Annotated in this window: 26 protein-coding genes; 20 read left to right on the top strand and 6 right to left on the bottom strand. The window is 62.3% G+C overall.

What is annotated here, in order from left to right:
- Window positions 1-125 precede the first annotated feature (125 nt).
- From ACTIF6_RS06360 to ACTIF6_RS06340, 5 genes are all read left to right on the top strand, one after another.
- A complete protein-coding gene (locus ACTIF6_RS06360; protein WP_439587165.1) occupies window positions 126-575 on the top strand; it encodes an NYN domain-containing protein in 450 nt (149 codons plus the stop codon).
- Between the two features lie 272 nt (window positions 576-847).
- Entirely contained in the window at window positions 848-4624 is a 3777-nt protein-coding gene (locus tag ACTIF6_RS06355) for a hypothetical protein (protein ID WP_439587164.1), read from the top strand.
- A gap of 428 nt (window positions 4625-5052) precedes the next feature.
- Window positions 5053-5370 carry a hypothetical protein gene (locus ACTIF6_RS06350; protein ID WP_439587163.1) on the top strand — a complete coding sequence of 106 codons (318 nt, stop codon included), beginning with the start codon at window positions 5053-5055 and terminating at the stop codon, window positions 5368-5370.
- A 144-nt stretch (window positions 5371-5514) separates the two neighbouring features.
- Complete coding sequence (locus ACTIF6_RS06345) at window positions 5515-5985, top strand: MarR family winged helix-turn-helix transcriptional regulator (protein WP_439587162.1); 471 nt, start codon at window positions 5515-5517, stop codon at window positions 5983-5985.
- 36 nt (window positions 5986-6021) lie between these two features.
- Window positions 6022-6417, top strand: coding sequence for a DUF1398 domain-containing protein (locus ACTIF6_RS06340; protein ID WP_439587161.1), 396 nt, complete (start codon window positions 6022-6024; stop codon window positions 6415-6417).
- A 39-nt stretch (window positions 6418-6456) separates the two neighbouring features.
- On the opposite strand, the gene ACTIF6_RS06335 is transcribed toward ACTIF6_RS06340, so the two are convergent.
- Entirely contained in the window at window positions 6457-6783 is a 327-nt protein-coding gene (locus ACTIF6_RS06335) for a DUF2200 domain-containing protein (protein WP_439587160.1), read from the bottom strand.
- A 185-nt stretch (window positions 6784-6968) separates the two neighbouring features.
- Here ACTIF6_RS06335 and ACTIF6_RS06330 point away from each other — a divergent pair, with 185 nt between their 5' ends.
- The 8 genes from ACTIF6_RS06330 (at window position 6969) to ACTIF6_RS06295 (ending at window position 14740) form a co-directional block, all read left to right on the top strand.
- Window positions 6969-7637, top strand: coding sequence for a response regulator (locus ACTIF6_RS06330; RefSeq protein ID WP_439587159.1), 669 nt, complete (start codon window positions 6969-6971; stop codon window positions 7635-7637).
- Entirely contained in the window at window positions 7634-9076 is a 1443-nt protein-coding gene (locus ACTIF6_RS06325; protein WP_439587158.1) for a sensor histidine kinase, read from the top strand. Before ACTIF6_RS06330 ends, ACTIF6_RS06325 begins: the two co-directional genes overlap by 4 nt.
- 107 nt (window positions 9077-9183) lie before the next feature.
- The gene (locus ACTIF6_RS06320) at window positions 9184-10170 is read left to right on the top strand and encodes a Bug family tripartite tricarboxylate transporter substrate binding protein (protein ID WP_439587157.1); all 987 of its coding nucleotides are present in this window, start codon (window positions 9184-9186) and stop codon (window positions 10168-10170) included.
- Between the two features lie 3 nt (window positions 10171-10173).
- Complete coding sequence (locus ACTIF6_RS06315; protein ID WP_439587156.1) at window positions 10174-10611, top strand: tripartite tricarboxylate transporter TctB family protein; 438 nt, start codon at window positions 10174-10176, stop codon at window positions 10609-10611.
- A 9-nt stretch (window positions 10612-10620) separates the two neighbouring features.
- A complete protein-coding gene (locus ACTIF6_RS06310; RefSeq protein ID WP_439587155.1) occupies window positions 10621-12111 on the top strand; it encodes a tripartite tricarboxylate transporter permease in 1491 nt (496 codons plus the stop codon).
- A 90-nt stretch (window positions 12112-12201) separates the two neighbouring features.
- Window positions 12202-12651 (top strand): AAC(3)-I family aminoglycoside N-acetyltransferase, encoded by a 450-nt coding sequence (locus tag ACTIF6_RS06305; protein ID WP_439587154.1) that lies wholly within the window; start codon window positions 12202-12204, stop codon window positions 12649-12651.
- The gene (locus ACTIF6_RS06300; protein WP_439587153.1) at window positions 12648-13640 is read left to right on the top strand and encodes a formylglycine-generating enzyme family protein; all 993 of its coding nucleotides are present in this window, start codon (window positions 12648-12650) and stop codon (window positions 13638-13640) included. The genes ACTIF6_RS06305 and ACTIF6_RS06300 overlap by 4 nt, the downstream gene beginning before the upstream one ends.
- 17 nt (window positions 13641-13657) lie before the next feature.
- The gene (locus tag ACTIF6_RS06295; RefSeq protein WP_439587152.1) at window positions 13658-14740 is read left to right on the top strand and encodes a DUF418 domain-containing protein; all 1083 of its coding nucleotides are present in this window, start codon (window positions 13658-13660) and stop codon (window positions 14738-14740) included.
- An 18-nt stretch (window positions 14741-14758) separates the two neighbouring features.
- Here the strand turns inward: ACTIF6_RS06295 and ACTIF6_RS06290 are convergent, their stop codons facing one another.
- Together ACTIF6_RS06290 and ACTIF6_RS06285 are read right to left on the bottom strand one after the other, a co-directional pair.
- Window positions 14759-15757: a Bug family tripartite tricarboxylate transporter substrate binding protein gene (locus tag ACTIF6_RS06290; protein WP_439587151.1), complete on the bottom strand. Its 999-nt coding sequence runs from the start codon at window positions 15755-15757 to the stop codon at window positions 14759-14761.
- A gap of 114 nt (window positions 15758-15871) precedes the next feature.
- Window positions 15872-16843 (bottom strand): tripartite tricarboxylate transporter substrate-binding protein, encoded by a 972-nt coding sequence (locus ACTIF6_RS06285; protein WP_439587150.1) that lies wholly within the window; start codon window positions 16841-16843, stop codon window positions 15872-15874.
- A gap of 348 nt (window positions 16844-17191) precedes the next feature.
- On the opposite strand from ACTIF6_RS06285, the gene ACTIF6_RS06280 reads away from it, so the two are divergent.
- The 6 genes from ACTIF6_RS06280 to ACTIF6_RS06255 are packed head-to-tail and all read left to right on the top strand — an operon-like array spanning window position 17192 to window position 22493.
- Entirely contained in the window at window positions 17192-18424 is a 1233-nt protein-coding gene (locus ACTIF6_RS06280; protein ID WP_439587149.1) for a Rieske 2Fe-2S domain-containing protein, read from the top strand.
- Complete coding sequence (locus tag ACTIF6_RS06275) at window positions 18421-18921, top strand: aromatic-ring-hydroxylating dioxygenase subunit beta (protein ID WP_439587148.1); 501 nt, start codon at window positions 18421-18423, stop codon at window positions 18919-18921. Before ACTIF6_RS06280 ends, ACTIF6_RS06275 begins: the two co-directional genes overlap by 4 nt.
- Window positions 18918-19910, top strand: a complete 993-nt coding sequence (locus ACTIF6_RS06270) for a Bug family tripartite tricarboxylate transporter substrate binding protein (RefSeq protein ID WP_439587147.1) — start codon at window positions 18918-18920, stop codon at window positions 19908-19910. Before ACTIF6_RS06275 ends, ACTIF6_RS06270 begins: the two co-directional genes overlap by 4 nt.
- Window positions 19907-20734 (top strand): sulfurtransferase, encoded by an 828-nt coding sequence (locus tag ACTIF6_RS06265; protein ID WP_439587146.1) that lies wholly within the window; start codon window positions 19907-19909, stop codon window positions 20732-20734. The genes ACTIF6_RS06270 and ACTIF6_RS06265 overlap by 4 nt, the downstream gene beginning before the upstream one ends.
- Window positions 20735-20762: 28 nt before the next feature.
- Window positions 20763-21089, top strand: coding sequence for an NIPSNAP family protein (locus ACTIF6_RS06260; protein WP_439587145.1), 327 nt, complete (start codon window positions 20763-20765; stop codon window positions 21087-21089).
- Between the two features lie 12 nt (window positions 21090-21101).
- Window positions 21102-22493, top strand: a complete 1392-nt coding sequence (locus ACTIF6_RS06255) for an MFS transporter (protein ID WP_439587144.1) — start codon at window positions 21102-21104, stop codon at window positions 22491-22493.
- Window positions 22494-22509: 16 nt separating this feature from the next.
- On the opposite strand, the gene ACTIF6_RS06250 is transcribed toward ACTIF6_RS06255, so the two are convergent.
- The 3 genes from ACTIF6_RS06250 to ACTIF6_RS06240 form a co-directional block, all read right to left on the bottom strand.
- Window positions 22510-23526, bottom strand: a complete 1017-nt coding sequence (locus ACTIF6_RS06250; protein WP_439587143.1) for a LysR family transcriptional regulator — start codon at window positions 23524-23526, stop codon at window positions 22510-22512.
- A gap of 27 nt (window positions 23527-23553) precedes the next feature.
- Window positions 23554-24312 (bottom strand): alpha/beta fold hydrolase, encoded by a 759-nt coding sequence (locus ACTIF6_RS06245; protein ID WP_439587142.1) that lies wholly within the window; start codon window positions 24310-24312, stop codon window positions 23554-23556.
- A gap of 102 nt (window positions 24313-24414) precedes the next feature.
- Complete coding sequence (locus tag ACTIF6_RS06240) at window positions 24415-25377, bottom strand: LysR family transcriptional regulator (protein WP_439587141.1); 963 nt, start codon at window positions 25375-25377, stop codon at window positions 24415-24417.
- Window positions 25378-25568: 191 nt separating this feature from the next.
- Here ACTIF6_RS06240 and ACTIF6_RS06235 point away from each other — a divergent pair, with 191 nt between their 5' ends.
- Window positions 25569-26738: a thiolase domain-containing protein gene (locus ACTIF6_RS06235; protein ID WP_439587140.1), complete on the top strand. Its 1170-nt coding sequence runs from the start codon at window positions 25569-25571 to the stop codon at window positions 26736-26738.
- The last annotated feature ends 1 nt before the right edge of the window (window position 26739 follow it).

The following is a 26739-nucleotide window of genomic DNA, read 5'->3' as shown; positions in this document are numbered from 1 at the left end:
GCCCGGACGGGAGGCTCGCGAGAGCCTGCCGGTTTCGCTGCGATGCCCGGTTCTCAGCCCGTTCGGGCCGCCGCCACTCTTTTGCAGTGGCGGCGGCAAACAAAGAACGAACAGGGGAGCGCCGAATGCCCAGCCGGCTGCACAAACAACGGAACCTCGCGGTTCTCATCGACGCCGAAAACGCGTCCCACACACTCACCCGCTCCATCCTGCTGCGCGCCGCGTGCTACGGCGTGCTCGCCGTCAAGCGCGCCTACGCAGACTGGTCCCGCCCCGGCATGCGCCACTTCAGGCAGGTGCTCAACCACAACGCCATCGAACCCGTCCACCTCTTCAGCTATACCGCAGGCAAGAACGCATCCGACATGGCCCTGAGCCTCGACGCCATGGACCTGCTGCACATGGGCCAACTCGACGGCTTCTGCATCGTGTCATCCGACAGCGACTTCACGCCGCTGGCGATCCGCATCCGGCGAGAGGGGTTGCGGGTGTATGGGTTTGGTGGGAGGCAGACGCCGAAGGCGTTTGTGGCGGCTTGCAATGGGTTCGTGTTTACGGAGACGATTTTGGGGTGAGGGTGTGATAACTCATGGGAGGCTGGTTTGCGGCGATAGCGGAAGCTCGCAGTACCCATGTCCGAGAAAGCGGTGGCTTGGGGTCTGAAACATGAGCGCCGCGGCGCTGCCGAACCTTTGCTACAACGCAATCACAGCGTATTGCTTGGAAAGACCTAGCCGTTCACATCTGGAGAAAAGGTAATAGGCTGCTCCTGATCTCGCGGGCCGGGAAAGCGAATGCGATCAGGACTGTTCGAGAATGCCGAGAGTACCCAACCGCGCACATCAACATGAGCCCACTGATCAGTATCCCGGTTTCCTCAGTAGCCGCACTCACGCCCGAACGAGCTGTGGAGCTGATCACGCGAATCTTGATGGCCGAGTCAACCTACGCCAGGCTCAGTCCGGCAGTAGTGACGATTTCTAACCGGTTGACCGTAGCGGACGGAGGCATTGACGCCGAAGTCGACGTGGCGCCGGATGCACTCATTCCTGCCGACTGCTTCTTTGCTCCTGGTTTGACTGGATTTCAGTTGAAATCCGGGGCCTCCTTTAAGCCTTGGACCGAAAGCTCGATTCGCGGCGAACTTATCAACAGCACAGGGAAGCTGTTCCCGGAGGTAGCGCGGCTGACTCAAAGAAGAGGTCGCTACGTCGTCGTCTGCACGGGACATGACCTGACTCCTCAGCAACGGAATGACGCCCGCGAACGAATTGTCGACGTACTTGCATCCGTAGGCGTACAGGGCTACAGCAGTTTGGTCGATGTTCTGGGCGCAAGCCAGCTCTCGATGTTTGCGGAGCGCTATCCGGGTATCGCAGCGCTGCTTTCGGTTGAAACCATCCACGAGGCTTGGGTGCTCGAAGAATGGGATCGCGATGCACACATGGCCAATTCCTTCCGGCCATCGCCGGAACAAGCTGATCTCATCGCGCAGATTCAGGCGGGCATCGAAGGAGACGCCAAGCACATTCGTGTGCTTGGAGAACCAGGTTTGGGAAAGACACGTATGGCCCTAGAGGCCCTGAGAGCGCCGCATATCGCGCCCTCAGTGCTCTATCTGTGTCACGGTTCCAAGTTCGGTCAGACGGCACTGTTCAGGCAACTACTGCGAACAGGCTGGACAAAGCCACTCGTGCTAGTACTTGACGATCTCTCAGAACCCGAGATGTCCGACCTATGGCGACATCTGAAGAATCGCTGCGGTGCAATGAAGCTGGTGACGCTCGATCATGGTCACGATGAAGGTCACGATGACGACATCCTCCGTCTCAAGGCCCCCCACCTTCCCAACGAAACGATCAAATGCATCCTTGCGAGAAGGGTCGGAGAATCACGGGAGCTTGATCGATGGGTCCCTATCTGTGAAGGGTCGCCGCGTGTAGCACATGCAGTTGCCGAAAATCTTTATGCAAACCCGGCTGATTTGCTGCGACCGCCTGCTACGGTTCCTCTATGGACCAGGTTCTTGCATGGATATGGCGTACAGGAGGACGCAGCGTCTAGACAGGTCGACTGTGTTGCGCACCACCTTGCCTTGTTCAGTCGGTTCGGATTTGAAGATCCGGTGTCCGACGAAGCTGCCTACATCTCGCGGTTGATTGACAAGGTTGATCCGACGATCGGCTGGGCCCGCTTCCAGGAGATTGTTCAGAGTCTCCGAGCCCGACGCGTCCTGCAAGGGAGTCGAACGCTGTTCTTTGTACCCAAGGCGCTGCACATCTATCTTTGGAAGCAGTTCTGGACTCGCTATGGACGCGGTTTCGACTTCGTTTCGACCTTCGAAACGATGCCTCCATCTCTTCACGCTTGGTTTCTGAACAAATTCAGGTTTGCCGGAGGTAAGGACGCGGCATTTGTAGTGGAAGAGATTCTCAAGCCCGATGGCGTCTTTTCAAGACGCGACATGCTGACCTCGGCGACCGGCTCGCGATTTCTTTCGACCCTCGCAGAGGCAAACCCAGCTGCAGTCTTGCGCCTGCTTGAGAACACAATTGGAACCTGGCCGGACACCGAACTCCTAGAGTTCAAAAATGATCGTCAGAACATCGTCTGGGCACTCGAGAAAATTGCCGTCTGGCCTCAGCTCATCGTGAGAGCCTTGAACGTGCTAGCTCGGCTGGCTGTCAATGAGAATGCCGACTTTTCCAACAACTCGACGGGCACACTGTTGAGCTTGTTTCGCATCGGCCCCGAAGCCGCTGCTACCGAAGCGAGCCCCGAGCAAAGGCTGCCCGCATTGCTTAAGCTGTTCAGAGGCACCACCGATGCAGAACGTTTGCTTGGACTAAAGGCGCTGACTTCGGCTTTGGACAGTCATGGTTTGGGATTTCGGACCGTGGGACCGGAGTATCAGGGGCTAAAGGAGCGAGCGAAGCTGTGGATCCCCGCGACATACGGCGACTGGTGGCACGCGCACTTCTTGTATTTCCAAACCTTTATCGATGAGACAGTCTCGTGGCCTTTGGCACTGCGCCCCCACGTCTGCTCAGCGCTGCTCGACGCTGTCGAAAATCAAATTCGCACACCGCCGTGCACTGAGCTTGCATTCCAGGTGCTAGAGAAGCTGACTTTCGACAGCGCCATCTCTCCAAGCAAGTTGAACCGGTTCTTTCGGCACTCACTAAAGTCCGATGAGAATGAGCAACAGCATGAACTGGCGGTTCGCCTCAAGCGCCTTGCCCGTCGATATGCGCGTCGCGACCTAGTCAGTCGGTTCCAGAGATACGTCCTCGATGTTGATTTTCTTGAATGGGAAGAGGAGTATCGTGATCTGCACAACAAGCCACCTTCGCATGCGAAGGCGTTGGTCGCAGCACTTGCGCGGCGAATAGCTTCGAACCCCGATTGCCTTGACGAAATTTCGCACCTTCTGGCTCCGGATGGCTATACGCCGGCGGTTTGGCATTTTGGCGAGCAATTGGCAGCGAGCGATGTAGCGGAAGCCCTTCTTCCTTTGCTTACGAGAATCGCTATAAGGTCACCACACGGCGCTTGTCTGCATGGCTATTTGGCATGTGTAAGAGCAAGGTCCTTAAAGCGATTCGAATCGTGGTTGATGGATATGTTGGCAAGTGTCGAGACGGCAAGTCTCGGAGTGGACACGGCCCTCCGATTTCCCTATTACGAAGAAACCTTCAACCGCTGTCTCGACGCACTTGAGGCGGGATGGGTCGAACCGACTTTGTTTGGCATGTTGCAGTACGGCAGGACGTTGGACTCAGTGCCAACAGCACAGGTAGAGCGGCTGCTTTGTCTGATTTACGCGCGAGCAACCCCAGAGGCCATTTGGTTGCTAATCGGCCTGCTTGATTCTCGTGAACCAAGTCAGCCATTTCCTTGCGGCCCGGACTTTGTGTTCGCAGTCGTGAAAAAGACGATTCCTAGTTCCCAACACTCGTGGCAATCCTCCGCGTTCCATTGGAAGCGAGTTTGCTCAAGACTGGTCAAGTCAGATATGGCATTCGCAGCCCCCCTGCTCGATGCGATCCTGACGGCCATGGGCGAGGTATACGAACTGAGCTATGACCACAACATCGAGGAGGTGAGCAGGAGTTTGGTCAGCATCGATCCCGAAAGTGCTTGGCAGGTCATCGCGAGGCAATTTGAGGCCACTTTGCCGAAATGGAGAAGTGACTTATACGGCTGGCTGAAGGGTGGACTTCTCTCGTTTGGCGAGGGAGCACAGCGAGGTCTCATCGCGGACCTGCCTGAGAGCAGCATTTTGAACTGGATCGAGTCCGATCCTGACGAACGAGCTGCCCTTGTCGCCCATGCCGCGCCACCCACGCTCGACGACGATTTCGGCGGAGGCCTGACGCGGCAGTTGTTGACGCGGTACGGGCACATCAAAGGCGTTTGCTCAGGGATCACTGCCTCGTTCCATTCAGGTTCATGGACTGGCCCTACAAGTCAGTATCTAAAGCGCAAGCGAGACACTCTGCGACGGTGGCTCACCGCTGGATTCGCCTTCGAGGTAACCCAATGGATTGAACTTGAGATCGAGCGGATTGATCGGGACATTCAACGAGAAGAGATCAACGAAGAACGTGATCGATTTGAGTGATGTTCTGTTCGGGCTGATAGCACTGCGCGTGAGTTTCTATCGGAACTGCGCGAGGCCTAAGGTTGGACGCAACCTCTTGGTAAGTGGCCGACTACCGCTTTCAGTGGCGGATTCAACCGGTCGATGCAACACATTCGCTGAACATCTCAGCGGGTGTGTTGCATCGACCGGTTGAATCCGCCGTCTCAAGCGGCCATTTGTCGAATGACTACGCCGACGCGTCCTAGTGGTCACCGTGCAAACTTGAAAATGTCAATCCGGATCTCGAGATTCCCCATCCGAGGGCTCCGCCATGAAACATAAAGTCGGCTGGTAAGCGAGCTGTGTTGCGCTTGCATGTGGCAAGCCTCGTTGAGGAAGTTAAAAAATGCCTCGATCAGCAGAAACACGGACTACTGGACCAGACGGTCGGAGAGAATCATCAAACCATGAACAAATCACTCGCTCGCATCCATCTGGGCCTCGCCATCTTCTACACCCTGATCGCGGTCCTGTTGATTGCAGTGCACCTGTCAGGCAGCAAGGCGAGCCTGGGCGGTGTGCTGATCATCCTGGCCATCTTCGGGGTGTTGCCCGTGCTGCATGTGCTGGCGCTGAAGGGCGTCCGCCAGGGGCGGCATTGGGGTCGAAATCTGTCCCGCGTGCTGGGTGTGCTGCTGCTGTTCGCCGTGCCCATCGGAACGATCCTTGGCGCCTTCATGTTGATGCGCACGGGCAAGATGGACTGGGAGCAGGCTGCTGCCTGACGCAACGCCAGATAGGTCTTTTTCAGCTGCTGGCCCCTTCGCAGTCCATCGCCAGTTCGTTAAGGGGACAGGTTTCAAAAACACCCCTGTGTTTACATAGGTTTCTCAAGAAACTAAACTACGTCCAGTTTCTTGGGAAACCTGATGCCTGACCAGAAAACCAAAATCGCTCCTTCACCGCTGGAAGCCCATCTGGGTTTCTGGCTGCGCTTCGTTTCCAACCATGTGTCCATGCGCTTCCAGCAACTGCTGGAAGAAAGAGGGGTCACCGTCACCGAATGGGTGGCGCTGCGCACGCTGTGGTCGCAGGACGAAACCACGCACGCTGCGTTGATCCAGGCCCTGGGCCTGACCAAGGGCGCGGCATCCAAGGTGGTGTCCCGCCTGGAAGAAAAGGGGTTGGCTGTGCGGCAACTGGCGGAAGGCCGGGCGCGTGAGCAGAGCCTGCGTCTCACAGCCGCTGGCAAGTCACTGGTGCCGAAACTGGCGGCGCTGGCCGATGCCAACGACACCCACTTCTTTGGCCATCTGTCTGTGCGGGAGCGCCGGGCGCTGACCCAGGCCATGCAGGCCCTGGTGCAACACCACCAGCTCAAAGACATTCCCACCGGCTGATCCAGCGGTCATTGCCTCACCCAAAAGACACCACCCATGAACGAATCCACCCGCGCCACCCTTCAGTCCACGTTTGACGCATCCAACCAGGGCAGCATCCACTTCGGTCAGGTGATCGGGCAGTTGATGGGCGCCGGGGTGGAGTCCTACCACGTGGACTATCGCTCCGGCCGCACCACTTACTACCTGCCCGATGGCAGCACCGCCGATTTCGGTTTTGAGCGCCCGCAACACGGCATTGGAGATGCCTTTGATGCAAACGCCTTGCGGGCCGCCATCCTGGGGGCGCAACAGGGCCGCGTGATGTACCCCGAATTCAAGAAACTGTCACAGCAAGCGGGGTGTGTCGGCTACACGGTGTGGATTTCAGGCCGCCACGTCACGTACCTGGGGCGCAGGGGGGAAGCGCACGTTGAGCGCTTCCCCGACTGAACGGTTCGGCTGCTGCGCTGAAGCATGAAATCGGCAGGACTACTGCCGAAGGATCTTCTCCATCTTCTTGCCCTTCGCCAACTCGTCGATCAGCTTGTCGAGTTGACGAATCCTCTGCATCAGCGGATCGTCGACCTCTTCGACGCGCACCCCGCAGACCACGCCTTTGATCAACGACGCGTTCGTGTGCATCGCCGGGGCTTTTGCGAAGAAGCTCTCGAAATCGTTGCCCTGTTCGATCTGTCGTTCCAGGCCCTTCTGGTCGTAGCCCGTCAGCCAGCGGATGATCTGATCGACCTCTTCTTTTGTCCGGCCCTTGCGCTCCGCTTTCTGCACATACAGAGGGTAGACCTTGGCAAAGGCCATCTTGAAGATGCGGTGTTCGGGCATGGTGTGGCGTTAGGCTTGAGGGGACAAGGTCGCATCATGAGCGATGTGGCTGGGGTGGTGCAATGGCCTGGGCTTGAGCCCGTGGAAACACCGATGACGGGCCTGGAATCCGGCCAACAGAATCCGGGGCAATTCCCCAATTCGAACAACGGACGTATGAGATGCGCATTCTTCTGGCAGAAGACGAGGCCGCCCTGGCGACCTGGCTGGTCAAGGCCTTGGGCCAGAACGATTTTCAGGTCGACTGGGTGGACGATGGCCGCATGGTGCGGCGCAGCCTGAAAGCCACGCGGTACGACGCGCTGATCCTGGACCTGGGCCTGCCGGGGCTCGATGGGCACGATGTGCTGAGCGACCTTCGCGAGGCGGACCAGCGCCTTCCTGTGCTGGTGCTGACGGCCCGCGATTCGCTCAACGAGCGGGTGACTTGTCTGCACGGAGGGGCAGACGATTTTCTCGCCAAGCCTTTCGATGTGGCCGAGCTGGAGGCTCGGCTGACGGCCTTGATCCGCCGTTCGAAAGGGCAGGAGCATCCGCGCTTTGCCTGTGGCCCGCTGAGCTACGACAGCGCTTCCAAGCAGTTTCGCCTGCAGCACGAGCGCCTGGTGTTGACGCCGCGTGAGCATGCGGTGCTGCGCGCCTTGATCCAGAACCCGGGCGAGCCGCTTTCAAAGCGCGAACTGCTCGACCGCGTGTTTTCGGATGAGCAGGACGTGCACCCGGAAGCCATAGAGGTGCTCATTCACCGCATCCGCAAGCGGCTGGAGCCTTCCACGGTTCGTGTGACCACGCTGCGCGGGCTGGGCTACATGCTCGAGGCCGGGGAATGATGCGCTTGAAGTGGCCGCTGGTCAGCATCCGGCGGGTGCTGCTGTTGTTGCTGATTCCGGGCATGGTGCTGGTGGCGGCGGCCGAATTCTGGGTGTCGTGGAAGACGGTGAACGACGCGGCGGACGCGGCCTACGACCGTTCCCTGCTGGGCGCTGTGAAGTCGATCGATTCCAGCATCTCCACCGCCAGCGGGGGCCTGGGCGTGGAGCTGCCTTACCGCATGCTGGAGTTCTTCGAGCTCACGGCGCAAGGGCAGGTGTTCTACCGGGTGGCCACGGAAGATGGCCTGGTGGAGATTGGCAGCCCGGGGCTGCCCGAGCCGCCCACGCCGCTGGCCACCGGGCGGCCGCAGTTCTACAACGGCGAGTACCACGGCCAGCCGGTGCGGGTGGGCAGCTATGCGCGGGTGTTGAACGAGGCGGTGGCGGGGCAGTTGGTGCCGCAGCGCGTGGTGGTGCAGGTGGCTGAAACGCTGGAGGCGCGCCAGGAATTTCAAAGGGGCTTGCTGCTGCGCACGCTGGTTCGCGATGTGGTGCTGATGGTTCTGGCCACCGGCTTGCTCGTGGTGGCCATTGCGCTGGCCATGAAGCCGCTCACGCGTTTTCGGCAGGAGGTGGAAGCTCGGGCGGCAGACGACCTCACGCCCATGTCGCCCGAAGGGGTGCCGGCCGAGGTGCTGCCGGTGGTTCAGGCCATCAACCACCACGTGGCGCGCGCGCAGGAGCAGGCAGAACTGCGCCGGCAATTCGTGGACGACGCTTCCCACCAGTTGCGAACGCCACTGACCGTGTTGTCGACGCAGGTGGCCTACGCCCTGCGCGAAGACGACGCCGTGGAGCAGCACCGCGTGCTGGAATCGATCCGCACGCAGCTCGACCAGACCATCATCCAGACCAACCAGTTGCTGGCGCTCGCCCGCGCGGATGGCGCGGCGCTGGACTCGCGCGAGTTCGATCTGGTGTGGCTGGCAGAAACCGTGGTGCGCCAGTGGTGGACGACCGCGCGCGACCAGTCGATCGACCTGGGGCTGGACGTGTCCACCCAGCCGTTGAACTTCTGGGGCGATGCCGACCTGTTGCGCGAAGCGCTGTCGAACCTCATCCACAACGCCATTCGGCACGGTGGTGCGGGCTGCCATGTCACGCTATCGGTGTTCGAGCGAGTGAACCCTGCGGGCGACTGCGTGGCCACGTTGCGCGTGGTCGACAACGGGCAGGGCCTGGTCACGGCGGAGCTGGCGCGGCTCGGTGAGCGCTTTTTTCGGGGGAGCGGGACGAGTGCGCCGGGCTCGGGGTTGGGGTTGTCGTTCGTGCAGACGGTGGCGCAGCGCCATGGTGGGCAGATGCGCGTGGTGCCGGGGCCCGAGGGGCGGGGGCTCGATGTGGCGATGGAGTTGCCGGTGGGTCGACACGCCCGACAACTGCGGGATAACCCCTAGTTTTTGACCCCTTGGCCTGAAAGCGGTCTGAAAGTCTCGGTTTTCTACATTGGCGTGCCGGTGCCATGGCGCCGTTCCATCCCCTTTCCAGACCGAGGAGACACATCATGAAGACGACGAAACACCTCCTGGCCGCTGCGCTGTCGGCCTGTGCCTTGACCGCGTGGGCCAATCCGCTGGCCAAGACCGAATGCATTGCGCCCGCCAAGCCGGGCGGCGGTTTCGACCTCACCTGCAAGCTCGCGCAGTCGGCGTTGTACGACGGCAAGTTCATCGCCGACCAGATGCGCGTGACCTACATGCCCGGTGGCATTGGCGCGGTGGCCTACAACACCATCGTGGCGCAGCGCCCGGACTCGGCCAACACCATCGTGGCGTTTTCAGGTGGCTCGCTGCTCAACCTGGCGCAGGGCAAGTTCGGTCGCTACACCGAGAACGACGTGCGATGGGTGGCGGCCGTGGGCACCGACTACGGCGCGGTGATCGTGGCGGAGAGCTCGCCGTTCAAGTCGCTCAAGGACGTGATGGCCGCCATCAAGGCCGATCCTTCCAAGGTGGTGCTGGGCGCGGGCGGCACGGTGGGCAGCCAGGACTGGATGAAGGCCGCGCTGACCGCGCGCGCCGGCGGCGTGAACCCCAAGACCATGCGCTATGTGGCGTTCGAAGGCGGTGGCGAAGCCATGACCGCATTGCAGGGCGGCCACATTCAGGTGTTCACCGGCGACGCGGCCGAGGCCCTGCAACAGATCAAGGCAGGCGCCAGGATCCGCATGCTGGCGGTCATGAACGACAAGCGCCTGACCGGCGAGATGGCGAACATTCCTACCGCGGCAGAGCAGGGCTTCGCGGTGGAATGGCCCATCGTGCGCGGCTTCTACGTGGGCCCCAAGGTGAGCGATGCCGACTACCAGGCGTGGGTGAGTGCTTTCGACAAGATGATGGCCACGCCGGCCTACGAGAAGCTGCGCGATGAACGTGGTCTGTTTCCCCTGGCCATCACCGGCGCGCCGCTCGATGCCTACGTGAAGAAGCAGGTAGCCGGCTACCGCAAGCTGGCTGAAGAGTTCGGCCTGTCCACCACGCCAGCCAAGTAAGCCATGAGCGACCGCATCCTGGGCGCTGTGTGCGTCGTCACGGCCGTGGCCATGGCCTGGGCGACGCGCGACTACGTGGCGCCTTATTCGTATGAACCCCTGGGACCCCGGGCCTTCCCGTTGCTGCTGGCGGTGTGCATGGGGCTCAGTGGCCTGTGGTTGCTGCTGCGCCCCGCAGCGGGAAGCACGGCGTTTCACGGCGTGCCCTGGAAAGGCACGCTGGTCTGCTGTGGTGCGGTGATGGTCTACGCGGTGCTGTTCCAGTCCCTCGGCTTCATCCTGGCCACGGTGTTGATGTCGTTCCCCGTGGGCATGGCTTTCGGTGGCAACTGGAAACAATCGCTCGGGGCCGGTGTGGGCCTTGGGGTGGGGTTCCACTTTCTCTTCGACAAACTGCTGGACGTGACCATGCCCGGCGGTCTGCTGTCTTCTCTGCTTTGAGACCCCGACATGGACACCTTCAGTCATTTGCTTGACGGCTTTGGCGTTGCCCTGAGCCCCATGAACCTGGCCATCGCGGCCATCGGTTCCTTCATCGGCACCGTGGTGGGCCTGCTGCCCGGCCTCGGGCCCATCAACGGCGTGGCCATCCTGATGCCGCTGGCCTTTGCCATGAAGCTGCCACCGGAGGCTTCGCTCATTTTGCTGGCCGCCGTCTACATCGGCTGTGAATACGGTGGGCGAATATCGTCGATCCTGCTGAACGTGCCGGGCGATGCCGGCGCCATCATGACGGCGCTGGACGGCTATCCCATGGCGCGAAAGGGCATGGCGGGCGTGGCCTTGTCCATCTCCGCGTGGAGCTCGTTTGTCGGCTCGCTGGTGGCCACGTTCGGCATCGTGATGTTTGCGCCGCTGCTCGCCGACTGGGCCTTGTCCTTCGGACCGTCGGAGTATTTCGCGCTGATGTGTTTTGCCTTCGCCTGCATTGCGGGCTTGCTGGGGAATTCGCCGGTGAAGGCTGGCCTGGCCGCCATCATCGGCCTGTCGATGTCGTGCGTAGGTCTGGACTCGAATTCCGGCGTCTACCGTTTCACGGGCGGCGACGTGCACCTGTCGGACGGCATCCAGTTCGTGGTGGTGGTCATCGGCGTGTTCTCCATCAGCGAGATCCTGCTCATGCTCCAGGAGCACCACAGCAGTTCGGGCCTGGTCACGCAGACCGGGCGGATGCTCTTCAACCTCAAGGAGATGGCCTACACATGGTGGAGCACGCTGCGCGCCAGCGTGGTGGGTTTTGTGGTGGGTGTGCTGCCGGGTGCGGGCGCCACCGTGGCCAGCGCCATGACCTATTCCATGGAGAAGCGGCTCATCGACAAGGAAGGTACGTTCGGCCAGGGTGACATTCGCGGCGTGGCGGTGCCCGAAGCCGCCAACAACTCGGCCGCCACCGGCTCCTTCGTGCCCATGCTGACGCTGGGCGTGCCGGGGTCGGGCACCACGGCGGTGATGATGGGTGCGCTCGCGCTCTACAACATCACGCCCGGCCCGGCGCTGTTCACGCAGCAGCCCGACCTGGTGTGGGGGCTGATTGCGTCGATGTTCCTGGCAAACATCATCCTGCTGGTGCTGAACATTCCCATGGTGGGGCTCTTCACGCGGATACTGAACGTGCCCTACTGGGTGCTCGTGCCCGGCATCCTCGCGGTGTCCAGCGTGGGCGTGTATGCGGTCCACGCCACCACGTTCGACCTGATGCTGATGGTGGTGCTGGGTTTTGCGGCGTACCTGCTGCGCAAGCAGGACGTGCCCATGGCGCCGCTGATTCTCGGCTTCGTGCTCGGGCCCTTGATGGAGCAGAACCTGCGCCGCGCGCTCTCCATCAGCAATGGCGATTACGCGATTCTGGTGCACAGCCCGATCTCGATCGGCCTGTGGATCACCGTGGGCATCACGCTGATCGTTCCGGCGGTGCTGCGGATGCGATCTGTGAAGAAGTAGCCCCATCCAGGATCTCCTCCATCTTGAAGCTTGAGTGAAATTGGCACATCGGCACAATGGCGCATTCCTGGACTCTGCCACCTGCCGCCGATGAAACACCGCACCGCCGTGCTTGCGCAAGGCGACCTGGCCACCCTGCGAGACATGCTCGCGATGTTTGGCGAGGCCTTCGAAGACGTTCCCACCTACACACAGGCCCAGCCGGACGATGCCTACCTGCGCGGCCTGCTGGCGGACGCGAGCTTCATTGCCGTCGCGGCGATGGTCGGGGAGCGGGTGGTGGGCGGTCTCGCCGCGTATGTGCTGCGCAAGTTCGAGCAGGCGCGCTCTGAGATCTACATCTACGACCTGGCGGTGGATGACGCGCACCGCAGGCAGGGCATTGCCACGGCGTTGATCGAAGCACTCAAGCAGGTAGCCCGGGAGCGCGGGGCTTATGTGATCTTCGTGCAGGCCGATCATGGTGACGATCCCGCGATTGCGCTCTACACCAAGCTCGGCATGCGGGAAGACGTTCTGCATTTCGACATCGACCCATGAGGTTCCCGCTCCTATCGCTGATCGGGCTGGTCGTGGTGGTGCTTATGGCCGCTTGCGCGCATGCGCCGCTGCCCATCGATTCCCTGGGCATTGCCTTCGTGCAGGTGCCCGCAGGCGAGTTCCTCATGGGCAGCGACGAATCACCCGAGGCGCTGGCGCTGGCCTATCCGGGGATGGAGCGTTCCCGCTTCGAAGGCCTGTCGGACGAAGCGCCGGTGCACCGCGTTCGCATCACGAAGGCTTTCGAAATGAGCCGGCACGAGATCACCGTGGGGCAGTTCCGGGCCTTTCTGAGGCGCTCGGGCCATGTGCCGGAGTCGGTGGCAGACGGCACCGGCGGCTATGGCTACAACCCCGCCTACGATCCCGCCACCAGCAGCCGGGGCGATGCGTTCGAGGGACGGTCGCCCAGGTATTCGTGGGAGAACCCGGGCTTTGCGCAAGGCGACGACCACCCGGTGGTGAACGTGACGTGGAACGATGCGGTGGCGCTGGCGCGCTGGCTGTCGCACGAAGAGGGCCGCACCTACCGGCTGCCCACGGAGGCCGAGTGGGAATACGCGTGCCGCGCCGGTGGCCGAGGCCGGTACCAGCATGGCGACGACCCCGCCGGACTCCTGCACGTGGGCAACACCTTCGATGAGGACTCGGCGGTGAACTGGCCGGCCTGGCGCGATCGTGCGCTGCCGGGGCGCGATGGCCATGCGTTCACGGCGCCGGTGGGTTCTTTCGCGCCCAACGCGTTCGGCCTGCACGACATGCACGGCAACGTGTGGGAGTGGGTATCGGACTGGTACGGTGAGGACACCTACGCGCGATCGCCCCAGGAAAATCCCACCGGTCCGCCCGATGGCAACGCGAAGGTGCGACGGGGTGGGTCGTGGCACACGTGGTCGCTGTACGCGCGCTGTTCCTTCCGCAACTGGAACACGGTGCAGACGCGCTACACGCTGGTGGGTATCCGGCTGGTTCGCGAGGTGTTGCCCTGACCCCTTCTCGCGAACCCTTGCCGGATGCCCTGCGCGCCCTCGCGCTGGTGGCCGTGCTGGTGGTGAACACCCTGGGCTATGCCCTCACGCCGGTGGGCCCGCAGCTGGGCTTGCGCCTTCCCGCCGACAGCACTTGGGCCGCCGTCACGCAGGGACTCGTGGCGGGCCTGTTGCAGGGCAAGGGCTACCCCTTGCTCGCATTCGTGTTCGGCATGGGGCTCTGGATGTCGGCCCGAAAGCGCTCGCGGGACGACGCGCTGCGGCATGGTGTGGTGCGGCATCGCCGCCTGCTGGGCCTGGGTGTGGTGCACGGCGTGTTCATCTACCTGGGCGACATCCTCACCATGTATGCGCTGGTGGGCCGGCAGTTGCTGGGGCGCCTGCACCTGCCGTGGAAGCGGTTTCGTCGCCATCTGCGAATCGCGCTGGTGTTTGCCGTGGTGGCCAAGCTGGTGCTGATCGGCCTGATCTTCAACCTGTCGGACCTGCCGCTGGTGGTGGATGGTCCGTCGCTGTCCAGTGCTTCCGGGGTTGGGCAGTTCCTGAGGCTGAACGCCAGTTCTTATCTGGTGGCGCAGGTGTCGGCCGCGGTGGTGTCGGCGCCGGTGCTGTATTTCTGCATGGCCTGCGGCGTGGCCGCCGCGCGCCTGAGGCTGCTGACGCACCGCCGCTGGCGGCCTGTGTTGATGCGCGGACTGAAACGCTTTGGTCTGCCGGTGCTGGCATTGAGCTGGGTGTACGGATGGGGTTACGCGACCATGCCGCCGGTCGACCCCATCAACCCCTTGCTTGAAGTGCTGGCCGAAGTGATCTCCCTGCCCATGACGGCCTTCTACATCATGGTGCTGGCGCTGGCGTCCGCCGGAGGCAGGGCGCGCTGGTGCCACTGGCTCAGCCCGCTCGGCCAGCGCACGCTGACGCTTTATGTGGGACACGGGCTGATCTGCATGGCCCTGTTCTCAGGCGTGGGCCTTGCCCTCGCGCTGACCACGGTGCAGACCGTGCTCTTCTGCCTGGGGCTGTGGTTGCTGGCTTGGGCCGCCGCCGCGCTCAGCGGCAAGACAAGGTGGCCGCTGGAGGCGTGGATGGCCCGGCGTTGAGAACGGTCAACAGCGTTGTTACTTCTGCAGTTCCGGCAGCGCCTGAGGGCGCAGTTCGCGCCATGCTTTGATGTCGCTGTCCACGGTGCGAGAGAAACGGTCTGCGTTTTCGAAGTCCGGCTCAAGTCCGACGCGGCGCAGCTTCTGCTGGGTATCCGGGCGCTTGAATGCCGCTTCGAGTGCACCAGAAAGGCGATCCACCACGGCCTTTGGCGTTCCCTTGGGCGCGAACACCCCGAGCCATGAATCCACGTCGATCGCCTGTCCCTGCTCGATGAGGGTGGGAATGGCTGGCGCGAGCGTGGCACGCTGACGACTGGTCACGGCCAACGCATTCAGCTTGCCCGCGGCAATGTGCTGCTCAACCGCCGTGAGGTCCAAAGCCGCAAAAGGGATCTGCCCTCCCAGCACGTCCACGATGGACTGACCAGCGCCTTTGTAGGGCACGTGTGTGAAGCGGGCGGTCGTCTTGACACCGACCAGTTCCACGGCAATGCGGTGGCTGGTGTATTGCCCCGGAGAACCAAAATTTAGTCCGGCCGGATTGGCCTTGCTCTTCTCAATCAGCTCCGCGACGGATTTGATGCCTGTGCTCGCGTTGGCCACGAACACGATGGGCACGCCGGCGATCTTGGCGATGGGTTGCAATCGTTCGCGTGGATCAAACGGGAGGCCTCCCGGTACCGTGGGACCAATCACGATCGGACCGCGCGGGCCGATGCCGATCGTGTAGCCGTCACCCGGTGCCTGTTCGACCGCAGTGAGGCCAATCACCATGCCCGCGCCTGGCCGGTTGTCCACCAGAACCGGCTGACCCAAGGCAGGGGCAAGTTCCTCGGCAATGATGCGAGCGATCGCATCCGCCGAGCCACCTGGAACGGCGGGCACCACGATCTTGATGGGGGCTTTGGGGTAGTCGGTCTGCGCATGGGAAAAGGCGCTGAACGCCAGCGCAGCACACGCCAGCACGGTGCGACGTTGAAGGAGGGGAGACAGGGAAGAGGTCAGGGATTTCATGGGTGATGAACTTTGTTGAGGGCCTTTTCTTTCAAGGCCGCGAGGGTTTTGGAGTCTGGAAGTTCGGCTTGCTGAGTGCAACGAAGATTTCCGAGTTTGCTCATGCGTTCTGCGTTAGTCAGGAACGTAGCCGGAGGCCTTGATCGGCTTCTCCCAGTACCTGTGTTGAGCACGCTGCACCGCAGTCACTTCCTGCGAGTCGAGGTAGTGAGGCTCCTGGCCGATGGCGTAGAGCGTGTCCTGCAGCTCTTGCACCTTGAGTGCTTCGCGCACGGCATCGCTCAGACGGCGCACGGTGTCCGGTGGCACGCCGGCTGGCGCGCAGAGGGCGAAATGCTGGTCCACCACCAGATCAACACCCAGTTCCTTGAGCGTTGGCACATCAGGCAGCTCACGGTAACGGCGTTCGCCGGAGGTGGCCACGATCTTCAGCTGGCGGCTCTTGTGCCGATCGACCCAGAGCGTGTCCGTCATCATCGGGAACTGCCCGCCGAGAAAGTCGTTCATCGCCGGGCCACTGCCTTTGTAAGAGATGTGTGTGAGCGACATGTTCAGCGCGTTCGCCAGCATCAGGCCCACGAAATGGGGCAGGGTGCCGGGCCCGGGGCTGGCGAAGTTCGCCTGGTTCGGGTGGCGCTTCAGGTAGCTGACCAGCGTCCTGAAGTCAGTGATCTCCGGGTTGCGCATGTTGATCATCACGCAGAAGTCCATCTTGGAGACACTGGCGATCTGCACGTAATCCTTCACCGGGTCGTACCCCAGTTTGTCGCCGGGATACAGCCATGGCCAGACCGTGAACGGGCCTGCCGGCGTCAGAAACACAGTGTTGCCGTCTGCCGGAGCGCGCCGGAGTTCGGTGATGCCAATTCGACCGCCGGCACCAGGCCGGTTTTCGACGATGACGGATTGGCCCAGAAGGGGCGACAGGCGCACGCCCAGGGCGCGTGCCACGGCATCGGCTGACCCCCCGGGTGCGAAGCCAACCTGAATCTTGAGCGGTGAGCGATTCTGTGCGTGCACCATCGGCGGCGCGATGCAACAGGCGGCAGCGGCCAAAGCCGTGCGGTGGAAATCCCGGCGTTTCATCTTGTCTCCTTCTTTTGTTTTTGCCTCGCACTCAGTGGCTCGACGTTCGAGGCCGCTTGATCATCAGGGTGCGTATTTGGTGCGTCAATCCAGCTTCGGCGATGCTCCTTATCGCCAACGGCGATGTGATCGTCGCTGCGGGGATCTCGAGGGAGAGCGGCGCGCAGCTGCGGGCCATCGCCGCTTGCGATATTGACTATCGCGGTCCTTCGTAGACCAAGGGGAGGGTTGAACCTAGGATTTGAAGTCTCCTCAACAAGGCTCCTTTCGATGGAAACAACCAACTCATGCCTGCAGCAAGAATCGAGCTGCGAAAGTACCGCCACGGTCTCGCCTGTCGCGATGCCGATGAAAAAACTCAAATGGCCCGAAGGTGGTGTCAGCCGCGTGCCGTTCCAGGTTTTCTCCGACCCTGCCATCTATGCCATGGAGCAGGAAAAGATCTTCAGGGGTCCGGTATGGCACTACCTGTGTCTTGAAACCGAGATCGCCAGGCAGGGCGATATCCGCACCACGTGGGTTGGAGAGACCCCGGTCATCGTGACCCGCGATGAACACGGCGACATCCATGCCATGGTCAACCGCTGTGCGCACAAAGGCGCGCTCGTGTGTCTGAAAGACCACGACAACCGCCAGTCGCTCACCTGCGTTTACCACGCCTGGAACTATGGACTCGACGGCAAGCTCAAGGGTGTGGCGTTTCAGAACGGCGTGCGTGGAAAGGGCGGCATGCCTGCCGACTTCGACCCTGCCAAGCACCGCCTGCAACCACTTCGCACGGCATCCTGCGCGGGCATCGTGTTCGGCACCTTTTCAGATGAGACGCCTGCGCTGGAGGAATACCTGGGTGAACGCATCACCAGTTTCCTCAAGCGAAACATGGATCATCCGCTGAAGATTCTGGGCACCCACAGCCAGATGATTCACAACAACTGGAAGCTGTATGCGGAGAACGTGCGCGATTCGTACCACGCCACGCTGCTGCACACCTTCTACACAACCTTCAAGGTCAACCGGCTGGACATGGATGGCGGCATCGTGTTGTCCGACAAGAAGTGGCACCACATCAGCTACTCCAAGCGCGCCACGCTCCAGGCCGCGGAGGAGTACAAGAGCGCCGAGGTGCACTCGGCGAAATACGATTCGGCGCTGGAAGGTCCGGCGCTGCTGGAAGCGTGGGACGCGTTTGACGATCAGATCACGCACAGCATCCAGACCATCTTTCCGACGTTGGTGCTGCAACTCACACTGAATTCGCTGGCGGTTCGCTTCTTTGTTCCACGCGGTGTGGACAAGACGGAGTTGTACTGGGTGTTCCTCGGCTATGAGACCGACACGCCTGTGCAGGAGAAGATGCGCATCATGCAGGCCAACCTGACTGGCGCTGCCGGCCTGGTTGCTCTGGAAGACGGATGCATCAACTCATTCGTGCAGCGCGGTACACATTCAAGCCCCGACAAGGCGGCTTTCATCGAAATGGGTGGCGTGACAGCCGAATCCAACGAATCCTCGCGTGCCACGGAAGCTGCGGTGCGCGGCTTCTGGCATGGCTACCGAAACATCATGGGGTTCGATCAATGACCGCCCGACCCGTTTTTGCCACCACGATGAATACCACGCCCTTCGACGCCATCGCCGATTTTCTGGAACGCTACTGCCACACGCTGGATGATGGCAGCGTTGACGACTGGAGTGCCTACTTTGAGCAGGACGGCGTCTACCGGGTGACCACCCGCGAGAACGTCGAAGCGAATCGACCCATCGGCATCGTGCTGTGCGAGGGGCGGGGCATGATGGACGACCGCATCAAGGCGCTGAAGATTGCCAACATCTTCGAGAGCCACACGTTCCGGCACATGGTCGGTCGACCGATCGTGGAACCGGAATTCGAAGGCCGTTTCACCGTCCGTTCGAGCTTCTCGGTGTTCCGCATCATGTACACCGGCAAGACCGATCTGTTCGCCACCGGCCGCTACGAGGACGTGGTGTCGGTTTCGGAGAGCGGCATCCTGTTTGCCGAGCGTTCGGTGGTGCTCGACTCTCGCCTCCTGGACACGTTGATGGTGTACCCGCTATGAGCCACGATCCCTGCACCAATGGAATTTCCCGACGCAAGGCCGCTGCGTTGATGGGCTTGGCCACGCTGGGCCTGGCCAGCCCGGCATACGCCCAGGAATGGCCTTCGCGCGCCATTCGCATCATCGTGCCATATGCACCGGGCGGCATTGCCGATCTTGTAGCTCGGCTCATCCAGCCGGGTTTGCAAGAGAGTTTGCGCCAGCCCGTCGTGATCGAAAACAAGCCTGGGGCGAGCGGCAGCCTCGGAACGGAATTCGTCGCTCGCAGCCAGCCCGATGGGTACACCCTGCTGCTCGCGCTGGCGGCACCGCAGACGCTTAACCAGTCCATTTACAAGGTCGGATACGACGGCGTGAAGGATTTCGCGCCGATCACGTTGATCAACACCAATCCTTTGGTGCTGATGGCCCATCCGGATCTGCCCGTGCGCAATGTTCAGGAACTGATCGCGTACGCCAAGGCGCGTCCCGGTGTGCTGAACTTTGCAGGCGCCGGCGGGCTGACCCAGTTCTCTGGGGAGATCATGAAGTACATGGCCGGTATCGACATGGTCCACGTGCCCTATCGGGGAGGCGCGCCGGCTGTGGCGGCCGCTGCTGCGGGCGATGTGCAACTGACCTTCGCCAACTACTCCGATGCGCTGACCTGGATGAAGTCCGGCAGGCTTCGCCCTCTGGCCATCACCAGCAGCAAGCGCTTTGCCCAGTCTCCGGAGTTGCCGACGATGGCTGAGTCCGGATTGCCCGGCTACGAGGTGACTGGCTGGAGCGGCATCCTCGCGCCCGCAGGCACACCTGCTGCGATCATCGACCGGCTTGCCGGTGTGTTGCGGCCACTTCTGACCTCGGCGGAGATGAAGAAGCGCATGGACACCATCGGTGCGGAACCCGGCGGGACTTCTCCGGCCGAGTTTGGCCAGCAGATAGCCGCGGAAACTGTCAAATGGGCAGACTTTGTGCAGCGCACCGGCATCAAGGTGGGCCAGTGAGCGCGAGCACGGATCCTCTGATTTCGACCGAAGAACTCGCCAGACGCCTGCATGAACCGGGCCTGCGGGTGCTCGACGCCAGCTGGTCCATGGATGGCGCCGATCACCGGGTCGCATTCGAAGCCGGGCATATCCCGGGCGCGAGGCGGTTCGACCTGGAAGGTGCCGCCCAGCCGGACGCGCCGCTTTCGCACACGCTTGCGTCCGAGAGCCATTTCGCTGCCTTCGCGGCCGCCTGCGGCGTGTCGAACGGCGACGAGGTCGTCATCTACGACGCCACCGGCATGTCGCCTTCCGCGCGGGCGTGGTGGATGTTCAAGGTACAAGGACATCACAACGTCCGGGTGCTCGATGGCGGTTTGGCGAAATGGACGCGCGAAGGCCGAAAGATTGAACAAGGCCGCGAGACCGGCGGATCGGGTTCCTTCGCTGCGCGCCGGGTACCCCATCGCCTTGCCGATATGGCTTCGGTGCGGGAGGCTGTGCGAGCCGGCGCCCAAGTGGTCGATGCCCGGCCGGCTGCGCGCTTTGCCGGTGACGCGCCCGAGCCGCGAGCAGGGCTGCGTTCCGGCCACATCCCCGGGAGTGTGAACCTCCCTTGGAGCCGGCTGGTCGATGCGACCACCGGCGCGTTCGTCGGTGTGGACGAGGCGGCGGCGCTTTTTCGTCAGGCGGGTATCGATCCCTCACGGGCTGTGGTCTGCACATGCGGCTCAGGCGTCACTGCCTGCGTGCTCGCGCTGAACCTGGAGCGGATCGGCAACACCGAGGTTGCCGTCTACGACGGTTCCTGGTCCGAATGGGCCACCCACCAACCGGCTTGATTTCTGATTGCCAAGGAAGAAATTTTTCATGATTCACGAACTGAAGCGCTACGAGGCAAACCTTCACAAGGCCGATGCATTGCGCGCCCGTTTTCTGACGGTCACCCTTCCCATCTTCAGCCGCCTGGGCATCACCGTCCGCCACTATTGGACGCATCCGAGCGAGCCGGACGCGATGTACTACCTGGCCGAATTTCCCGACGAGGCATCCCGCACGGCGGCTTGGGCTGCGTTTGGTGCCGATGCGCAATGGAAAGCCGCCAAGGCCGCAAGCGAGAAGGAGGGGCCTCTGCTTGCCAGCCAGACCACGGTACTTCTGCATCCGCAGCCACTTTCGATGCCGGAGATGCGCTGACACCGCGCGCTCATGCCGCAGATGCAACGCGGCCTGCCCATCGTGGTGGGCATCGCCTTTTTCATGGAGCAACTGGACGCGACCATCATCGCGCCGGCCATTCCCGACATTGCCACCGCTTTCCAGACCGATCCGCTGAACCTGAATCTGACGATGACGGTTTACCTGATGTGCGGCGTGGCCTTCATTCCGGTGGGAGGACTGTTGGCTTCCCGATGGGGGACGCGCACCGTGTTCCAGGGCGCCATGGCGCTGTTCGTTGTCAGCTCCGTGTTGTGCGCTCTTTCCACCAACCTGATCGCTCTTTGCGCGGCGCGCGCCTTGCAAGGTGTGGCCGCAGCGTTGATGGTGCCGGTGGGGCGCATTGCGATCGTGCGCAATACCCCTCGCGCCGAACTGGTCAAGGCCCTGGCCTGGATGATCACACCGGCCATGCTGGGGCCGCTGCTCGGGCCTCCGCTGGGTGGCTTGCTTACCACCTGGCTGACCTGGCACTGGATTTTCCTGATCAATGTGCCGATCGGGCTGGCCGTCCTATGGGGCGCGCGGGTGTATGTCCCCCAGATCTTTCTCGAAACGCCGGGTCGCTTCGATGTGGTTTCATGGTTGCTGCTGGCCGTGGCGCTGGCCTGCGCCATCCTGGGTCTTGAGATGCTGCGTCATGGAACGCCGACGCTGCACTGGCTGGTGTTTGGCGCGTTGCTGGTGTTTGCACTTGGTGGCTATGCAAGGCGTTCGAGGCGCGTGAGCACACCGCTGCTCGACTTCAGCTTGCTCAGCACGGCGACCTTTCGGATCTCTTTGGTGGCAGGTTCCCTGTTGCGCGTGGGTTACGGTGCCCTTCCGTTCCTGCTTCCGCTCATGCTTCAGCTGTCGCTGGGACTGAGCGCTCTGGAAAGTGGCATGGCCCTGTTGGCCACGGGGGCCGTGGCCTTCCTCACCAAGACACAGACGACCTGGATGCTTCGTCGCTGGGGTTTTCGCCGCGTGCTTCTCGTCAACGGTGTGTTTTGTGCGGCGGCGCTCTTTCTTTGCGGACTGTTTCGGGTGGGATGGGGTTTGCCGGTCATTGCTGGCGTGGCTGCCCTCGCGGGTTTCGTCCGGGCCATTCAGTTCAATGCGCTCGCGGCCATTGCATATGCCGATCTGCCGATGGACAAAGTCGCCCCGGCCACCACGCTGAACACCATGGCGCAGCAGTTGTCGGTCACGATCGGCATCTCCGTTGCCTCCCTGGTGGTGGCGTGGAGCAGCCGAATGGCCGGGCGAAGTTCTCCATCGGCAGAGGATTTCTCCATCGCGTTCTACGCACTGGCGCTGATCGGCGCGGCCGCGATCCCCAGCTACCTGGCGGTGCGGCGCGATGCCGGTCAGGCGCTGAGCGGACACACCGCCCGGAATTGAACGAAGCGCCGCCCGTTCACCCGTCCGTGGCGATCTGCTGCGTTCCGGCGACGGATGGCGGTTCTTCTTCCCGATCTCCGGGTGTTTCGGAAACCCCGTTGCGGTGATACCCACGGGCGCGGATGGCGGGGAACTGGTCGATCAACAGGCCGCGCAACCAGCGATTGCCTGCATCCTTGTGAGCGCTGCGGTGCCAGTAGAGGTTGACTTCAAAGGTCGGCGGAACGAACGGCAGCTGGACCTGCTGGATTTCGCCATGGCCCTTGATGAAATCCCCGAGCGCCTGAGGAATCACGGCGATCGTGTCGGTCTCCGCCACGATGATGGGCACGCTCATGAAGTGCGGCGTTCGCAGCACGATGCGCCGCTTCATCTGGTTGAGCTTGAGAAAGTTCTCAAACACTTCCTGACTTCGTCCCGGCGGCTCCACCACCACGTGGCCCAGCTCTGCGAACTGCTGCGCGGTCAGGCGGCCTGAGGCGTGCGGGTGGCCGGTGCGTGCAATGCAGGTGAAGGAGTGCAGGCCAATGCGCCGCATGTGAAACCGGTTGCTGGTGATGTCGGGAAAGTAACCCGCCGCCAGATCCACTTCCCCGGCGGCCATGGCTTCATCCAGCTGGCGCGCTGGCATGTAAAGGGATCGAAGCGTGATGCCTGAGTGCTTCTGGTAGAGGCTTCGAATGGCGCTGGGCAGGTAGATGCCTTCCCCGATATCCGACAAGGCCAGGACAAATTCACGGGTCGATTTTGCGGGGTCGAAGGCCAGTGGCGCCAGCAGATGTGACTCGATGTCGTGAATGATTTTTCGAGCAGGTCCGATCAATTCACGCGCTCGGGCCGTTGGCTCCATGCCGTTGGCCGTCTTGGTGAAGAGCGGGTCCTGCAGTTGCAGCCGCAGGCGAGCCAGCGCGGTGCTGACGCCCGATTGGCTGAGGTCGAGTTCCACGCCCGCTGCGCTCACGCTGCGCAGGTCGTGCACCGCAATGAATACGCGCAGTGTGTTGAGATCGAGGTTCGCTCTCTTCAGGTCCATGGAACGACAGGTCGGCTGGTTGGCCCCTCAGGTGGCGAGGGTTCGAATCCAGCGGCGCAGCAGGAGTGCGATCTCTTCGGGGACTTCGGCCGCGCTGACGTGCGCGGCATCGACTTCGGCCAGCCGTGCACCGGCAATGCTGGCGGCGATGTCTTGCGACATTTGCAGGGGTGTGGCCATGTCCTGGCGACCACCGATGACCAGAGTCGGCGTGCCGCTGCGGCGATTGCCGGCACGAAGATCCATGCCAGCAATGGCTTCGCAGGTTCTCACGTAGGCGATGGGGTCCGTGCGAAGCAGCACCTCTCGAAGACGGGTCGCCATGGCCTGTCCTTGCGCCGTCTGCCGGAATCCGGGTGTCAGCCAGCGATCGATCGAACCGTCTGCCACCGCAGCCATGCCGCCTTCTTTCACCGCCTTGATGCGCGTGTCCCAGATGCTGCGGTTGGGGTAGTGAGCCGCGGAGTTGATGACAGCCAGACCGCGCAGCAGGGCAGGGTGGCGCGTCGCGAGCGCCTGACCCACCATGGCCCCGAGCGAGAGACCGACGAACACCACGGGCTCGCCTGTGACCTCGCGGATCATCGCAGCGGCGTCGTCAGCCAGGTCTTCGATCGTGAAAGGTGCGTCGTCTGCAGTGTTCTCGCCATGACCGCGATGGTCATGGCACACCACCGTGAAGTTGCGGTCCAGGGATGCGGCGACGTCGGACCACATGGTGCGGTCCAGGGCCAACGCATGGCTGAGAACCACCACCGGGCCTTGTCCTTGTTTGCTCCAGTTCATCGGCTGTGCTCAGGGGATAAAGAGAGCGTCAGTCTAGTTCGCGACCGGTGATTTCTTCATCGGCCACAGCGATTCGCAGTATGTGCAAATCCATGCAAGGCGTCAGCCCGGCTCGGTGGCTCGCGCGTTGCGGTCGTACGCGCGAGCCCGAAGCATGGGGAAGCGCTTTATCAGCGCCTGTCGCAGCCATTGGTTGCCAGGGTCGGCATGGGCGCTTCGATGCCAGTACAGGTTGGACTGGAACACCGGTGGCTTGAAGGGCAGTGCCACCTGCCTGATCTGCGGATGGTGGGCGACGAAGTCGGCCAGGGCCTGAGGCACCACGGCGACGGCATTGCTGCCTGCCACGATGTAGGGCACGCTCATGAAGTGCGGTGATCGCAAGATCACGTGTCGGGATATCTTTCGGGTCTGCAGAAACCGGTCAAAGAGCTCCTGGCTTCGCCCGGTGGCTTCTACCGCCACGTGAGGCAGACTGGAGAACTGTTCCATCGTCATCCGGTCGCCCAGCTTGGGCTGCTGCTTGTTGGCAATGCAGGCGAACGAGTGCAGGCCAATGCGCCGATGCATCATGGCCGAGCCCTTGATGTCCGGGTAATAGCCAACGGCAAGATCGACCGTTCCGGAGGCCATCTCATCCTCGAGCTGGCGTGGCGACATGAAGACAGAACGCAGGCTGATGTGCGATGAGCCGGCCTGCAACGCCTGCAGCACGGTGGGCAGGTAGATGCCCTCCGCGATGTCGGTCAACGCGATACGAAACTCACGGGTCGAGGTTGCTGGGTCAAAGGTGGGCGGCGCGAGGACTTCCTGGTCAATGGCCCGCAGGATGTTGCGCACCGTATCGGCGAGCTCACGGGCGCGGCTGGTGGGCTCCATGCCCGACGACCCTCGCAGAAACAGGGGGTCCCCCATCTGCTTGCGCAGCCTTGCCAGCGCCGTGCTCAGGCCCGGCTGGCTCATGTTCAGCGCTTGTGCGGCGCCTCCGACGCTTCTGGCTTCATGGATCGCCATGAAGACGCGCAACAGGTTCAGATCCATTCGAGAGGCATTGCCCGTGGTCATGTTGGTCTCATCTGCCGTGAAGATATTTTAGATACGGGTCATCTTATCGACTTATCGAGATCGTAGACCTAGGATCGCCAAATTCCTTCACAAGACCTTGTCATGAGCGACATCATTCGACCCCCAATCTGCTTCACTGAATGCCTTGAAAGGGGCCCGATTCCGAGAACTTCCGATGGGAGCGCGAGCCGATGAACGCGAGCGACAGCGCATACATCGTCGGCATCTACGAGCACCCGACGCGAAAGGCCGAGAACACCACGACGGCCCAGTTGCACGCCGACGTGGCCAGGGGGGCTCTTGAGGATGCAGGCCTTTCGCTGCAGGACGTGGACGGGTATTTCTGCGGCTCTGACGCACCCGGCATGGGCGGCATGACCATGGCCGAGTACATCGGCCTCTCAAACCTGCGCTACATCGACAGCACGGAGACCGGTGGTTCCTCTTACGTCCTGCACTTGCAGCACGCCGTGCAGGCCATCGCCTTGGGCAAGTGCAACGTCGCGCTCGTGACGCTGGCCGATCGACCGGTGGCGGGGGCTCGCGGCGCTGGCCTGGCCGGTGTCGATTTTCGGCAGCTGCCGGAGTCGGAGTTTCAAACTCCCGTGCCCAGAAGTCCGGTGTCTGGTTACGCCATGGTTGCCCGGCGCCACATGCACGAGTTCGGTACGACCAGCGAGCAACTGGCGTGGGTGAAGGTGGCCGCCTCTCACCATGCTCAACACAACCCCCACGCGCTGCTGCGCCAGGTGGTCACGGTCGAGGAGGTGGTCAATTCGCCTCTTGTGGCCGACCCCTTGCACCGGCTGGATTGTTGTGTCGTTTCCGATGGGGGCGGCGCCTTCATCGTCGCCCGAGCCGACATCGCGAAGACGTTGCGGCGCCCCTTGGTCAAGGTGATCGGAACGGGGTCGGCGCTCAAGCACAACCATGGCGGCGTCATCGACCTGAGTTACTCGGCCGGGGCCAGTTCGGGTGCGCAGGCATTTGCCGAAGCCGGTGTCACGCCGAAGGACATCAAGTACGCCTCGCTGTACGACAGCTTCACGATCACCGTGATCATGCAACTGGAGGACCTGGGGTTCTGCGCCAAGGGTGCGGGCGGGCGCTTCGTACAGGACGGCAACCTGATTTCCGGTGTCGGCCAGTTGCCGTTCAACACCGACGGTGGCGGACTGTGCAACAACCACCCCGGCAACAAAGGGGGAATGACCAAGATCCTGGAGGCCGTGCGGCAGTGCCGCGGCGAAGCCCATCCGGCCGTTCAGGTCAAGGATCACTCGATTGTTCTGGCCCATGCAACCGGGGGCTTGCTGTCGAGCTACCACGTGGCCGGTACCGCCATCCTGGCAGCGGAGTAAG

The sequence above is a fragment of the Hydrogenophaga sp. genome (assembly GCF_051860785.1).
Lineage (GTDB): Bacteria > Pseudomonadota > Gammaproteobacteria > Burkholderiales > Burkholderiaceae_C > Hydrogenophaga.
The sequence above is the reverse complement of the archived record's forward strand: the minus strand, read 5'-3'. Positions and strand labels throughout refer to the sequence as shown.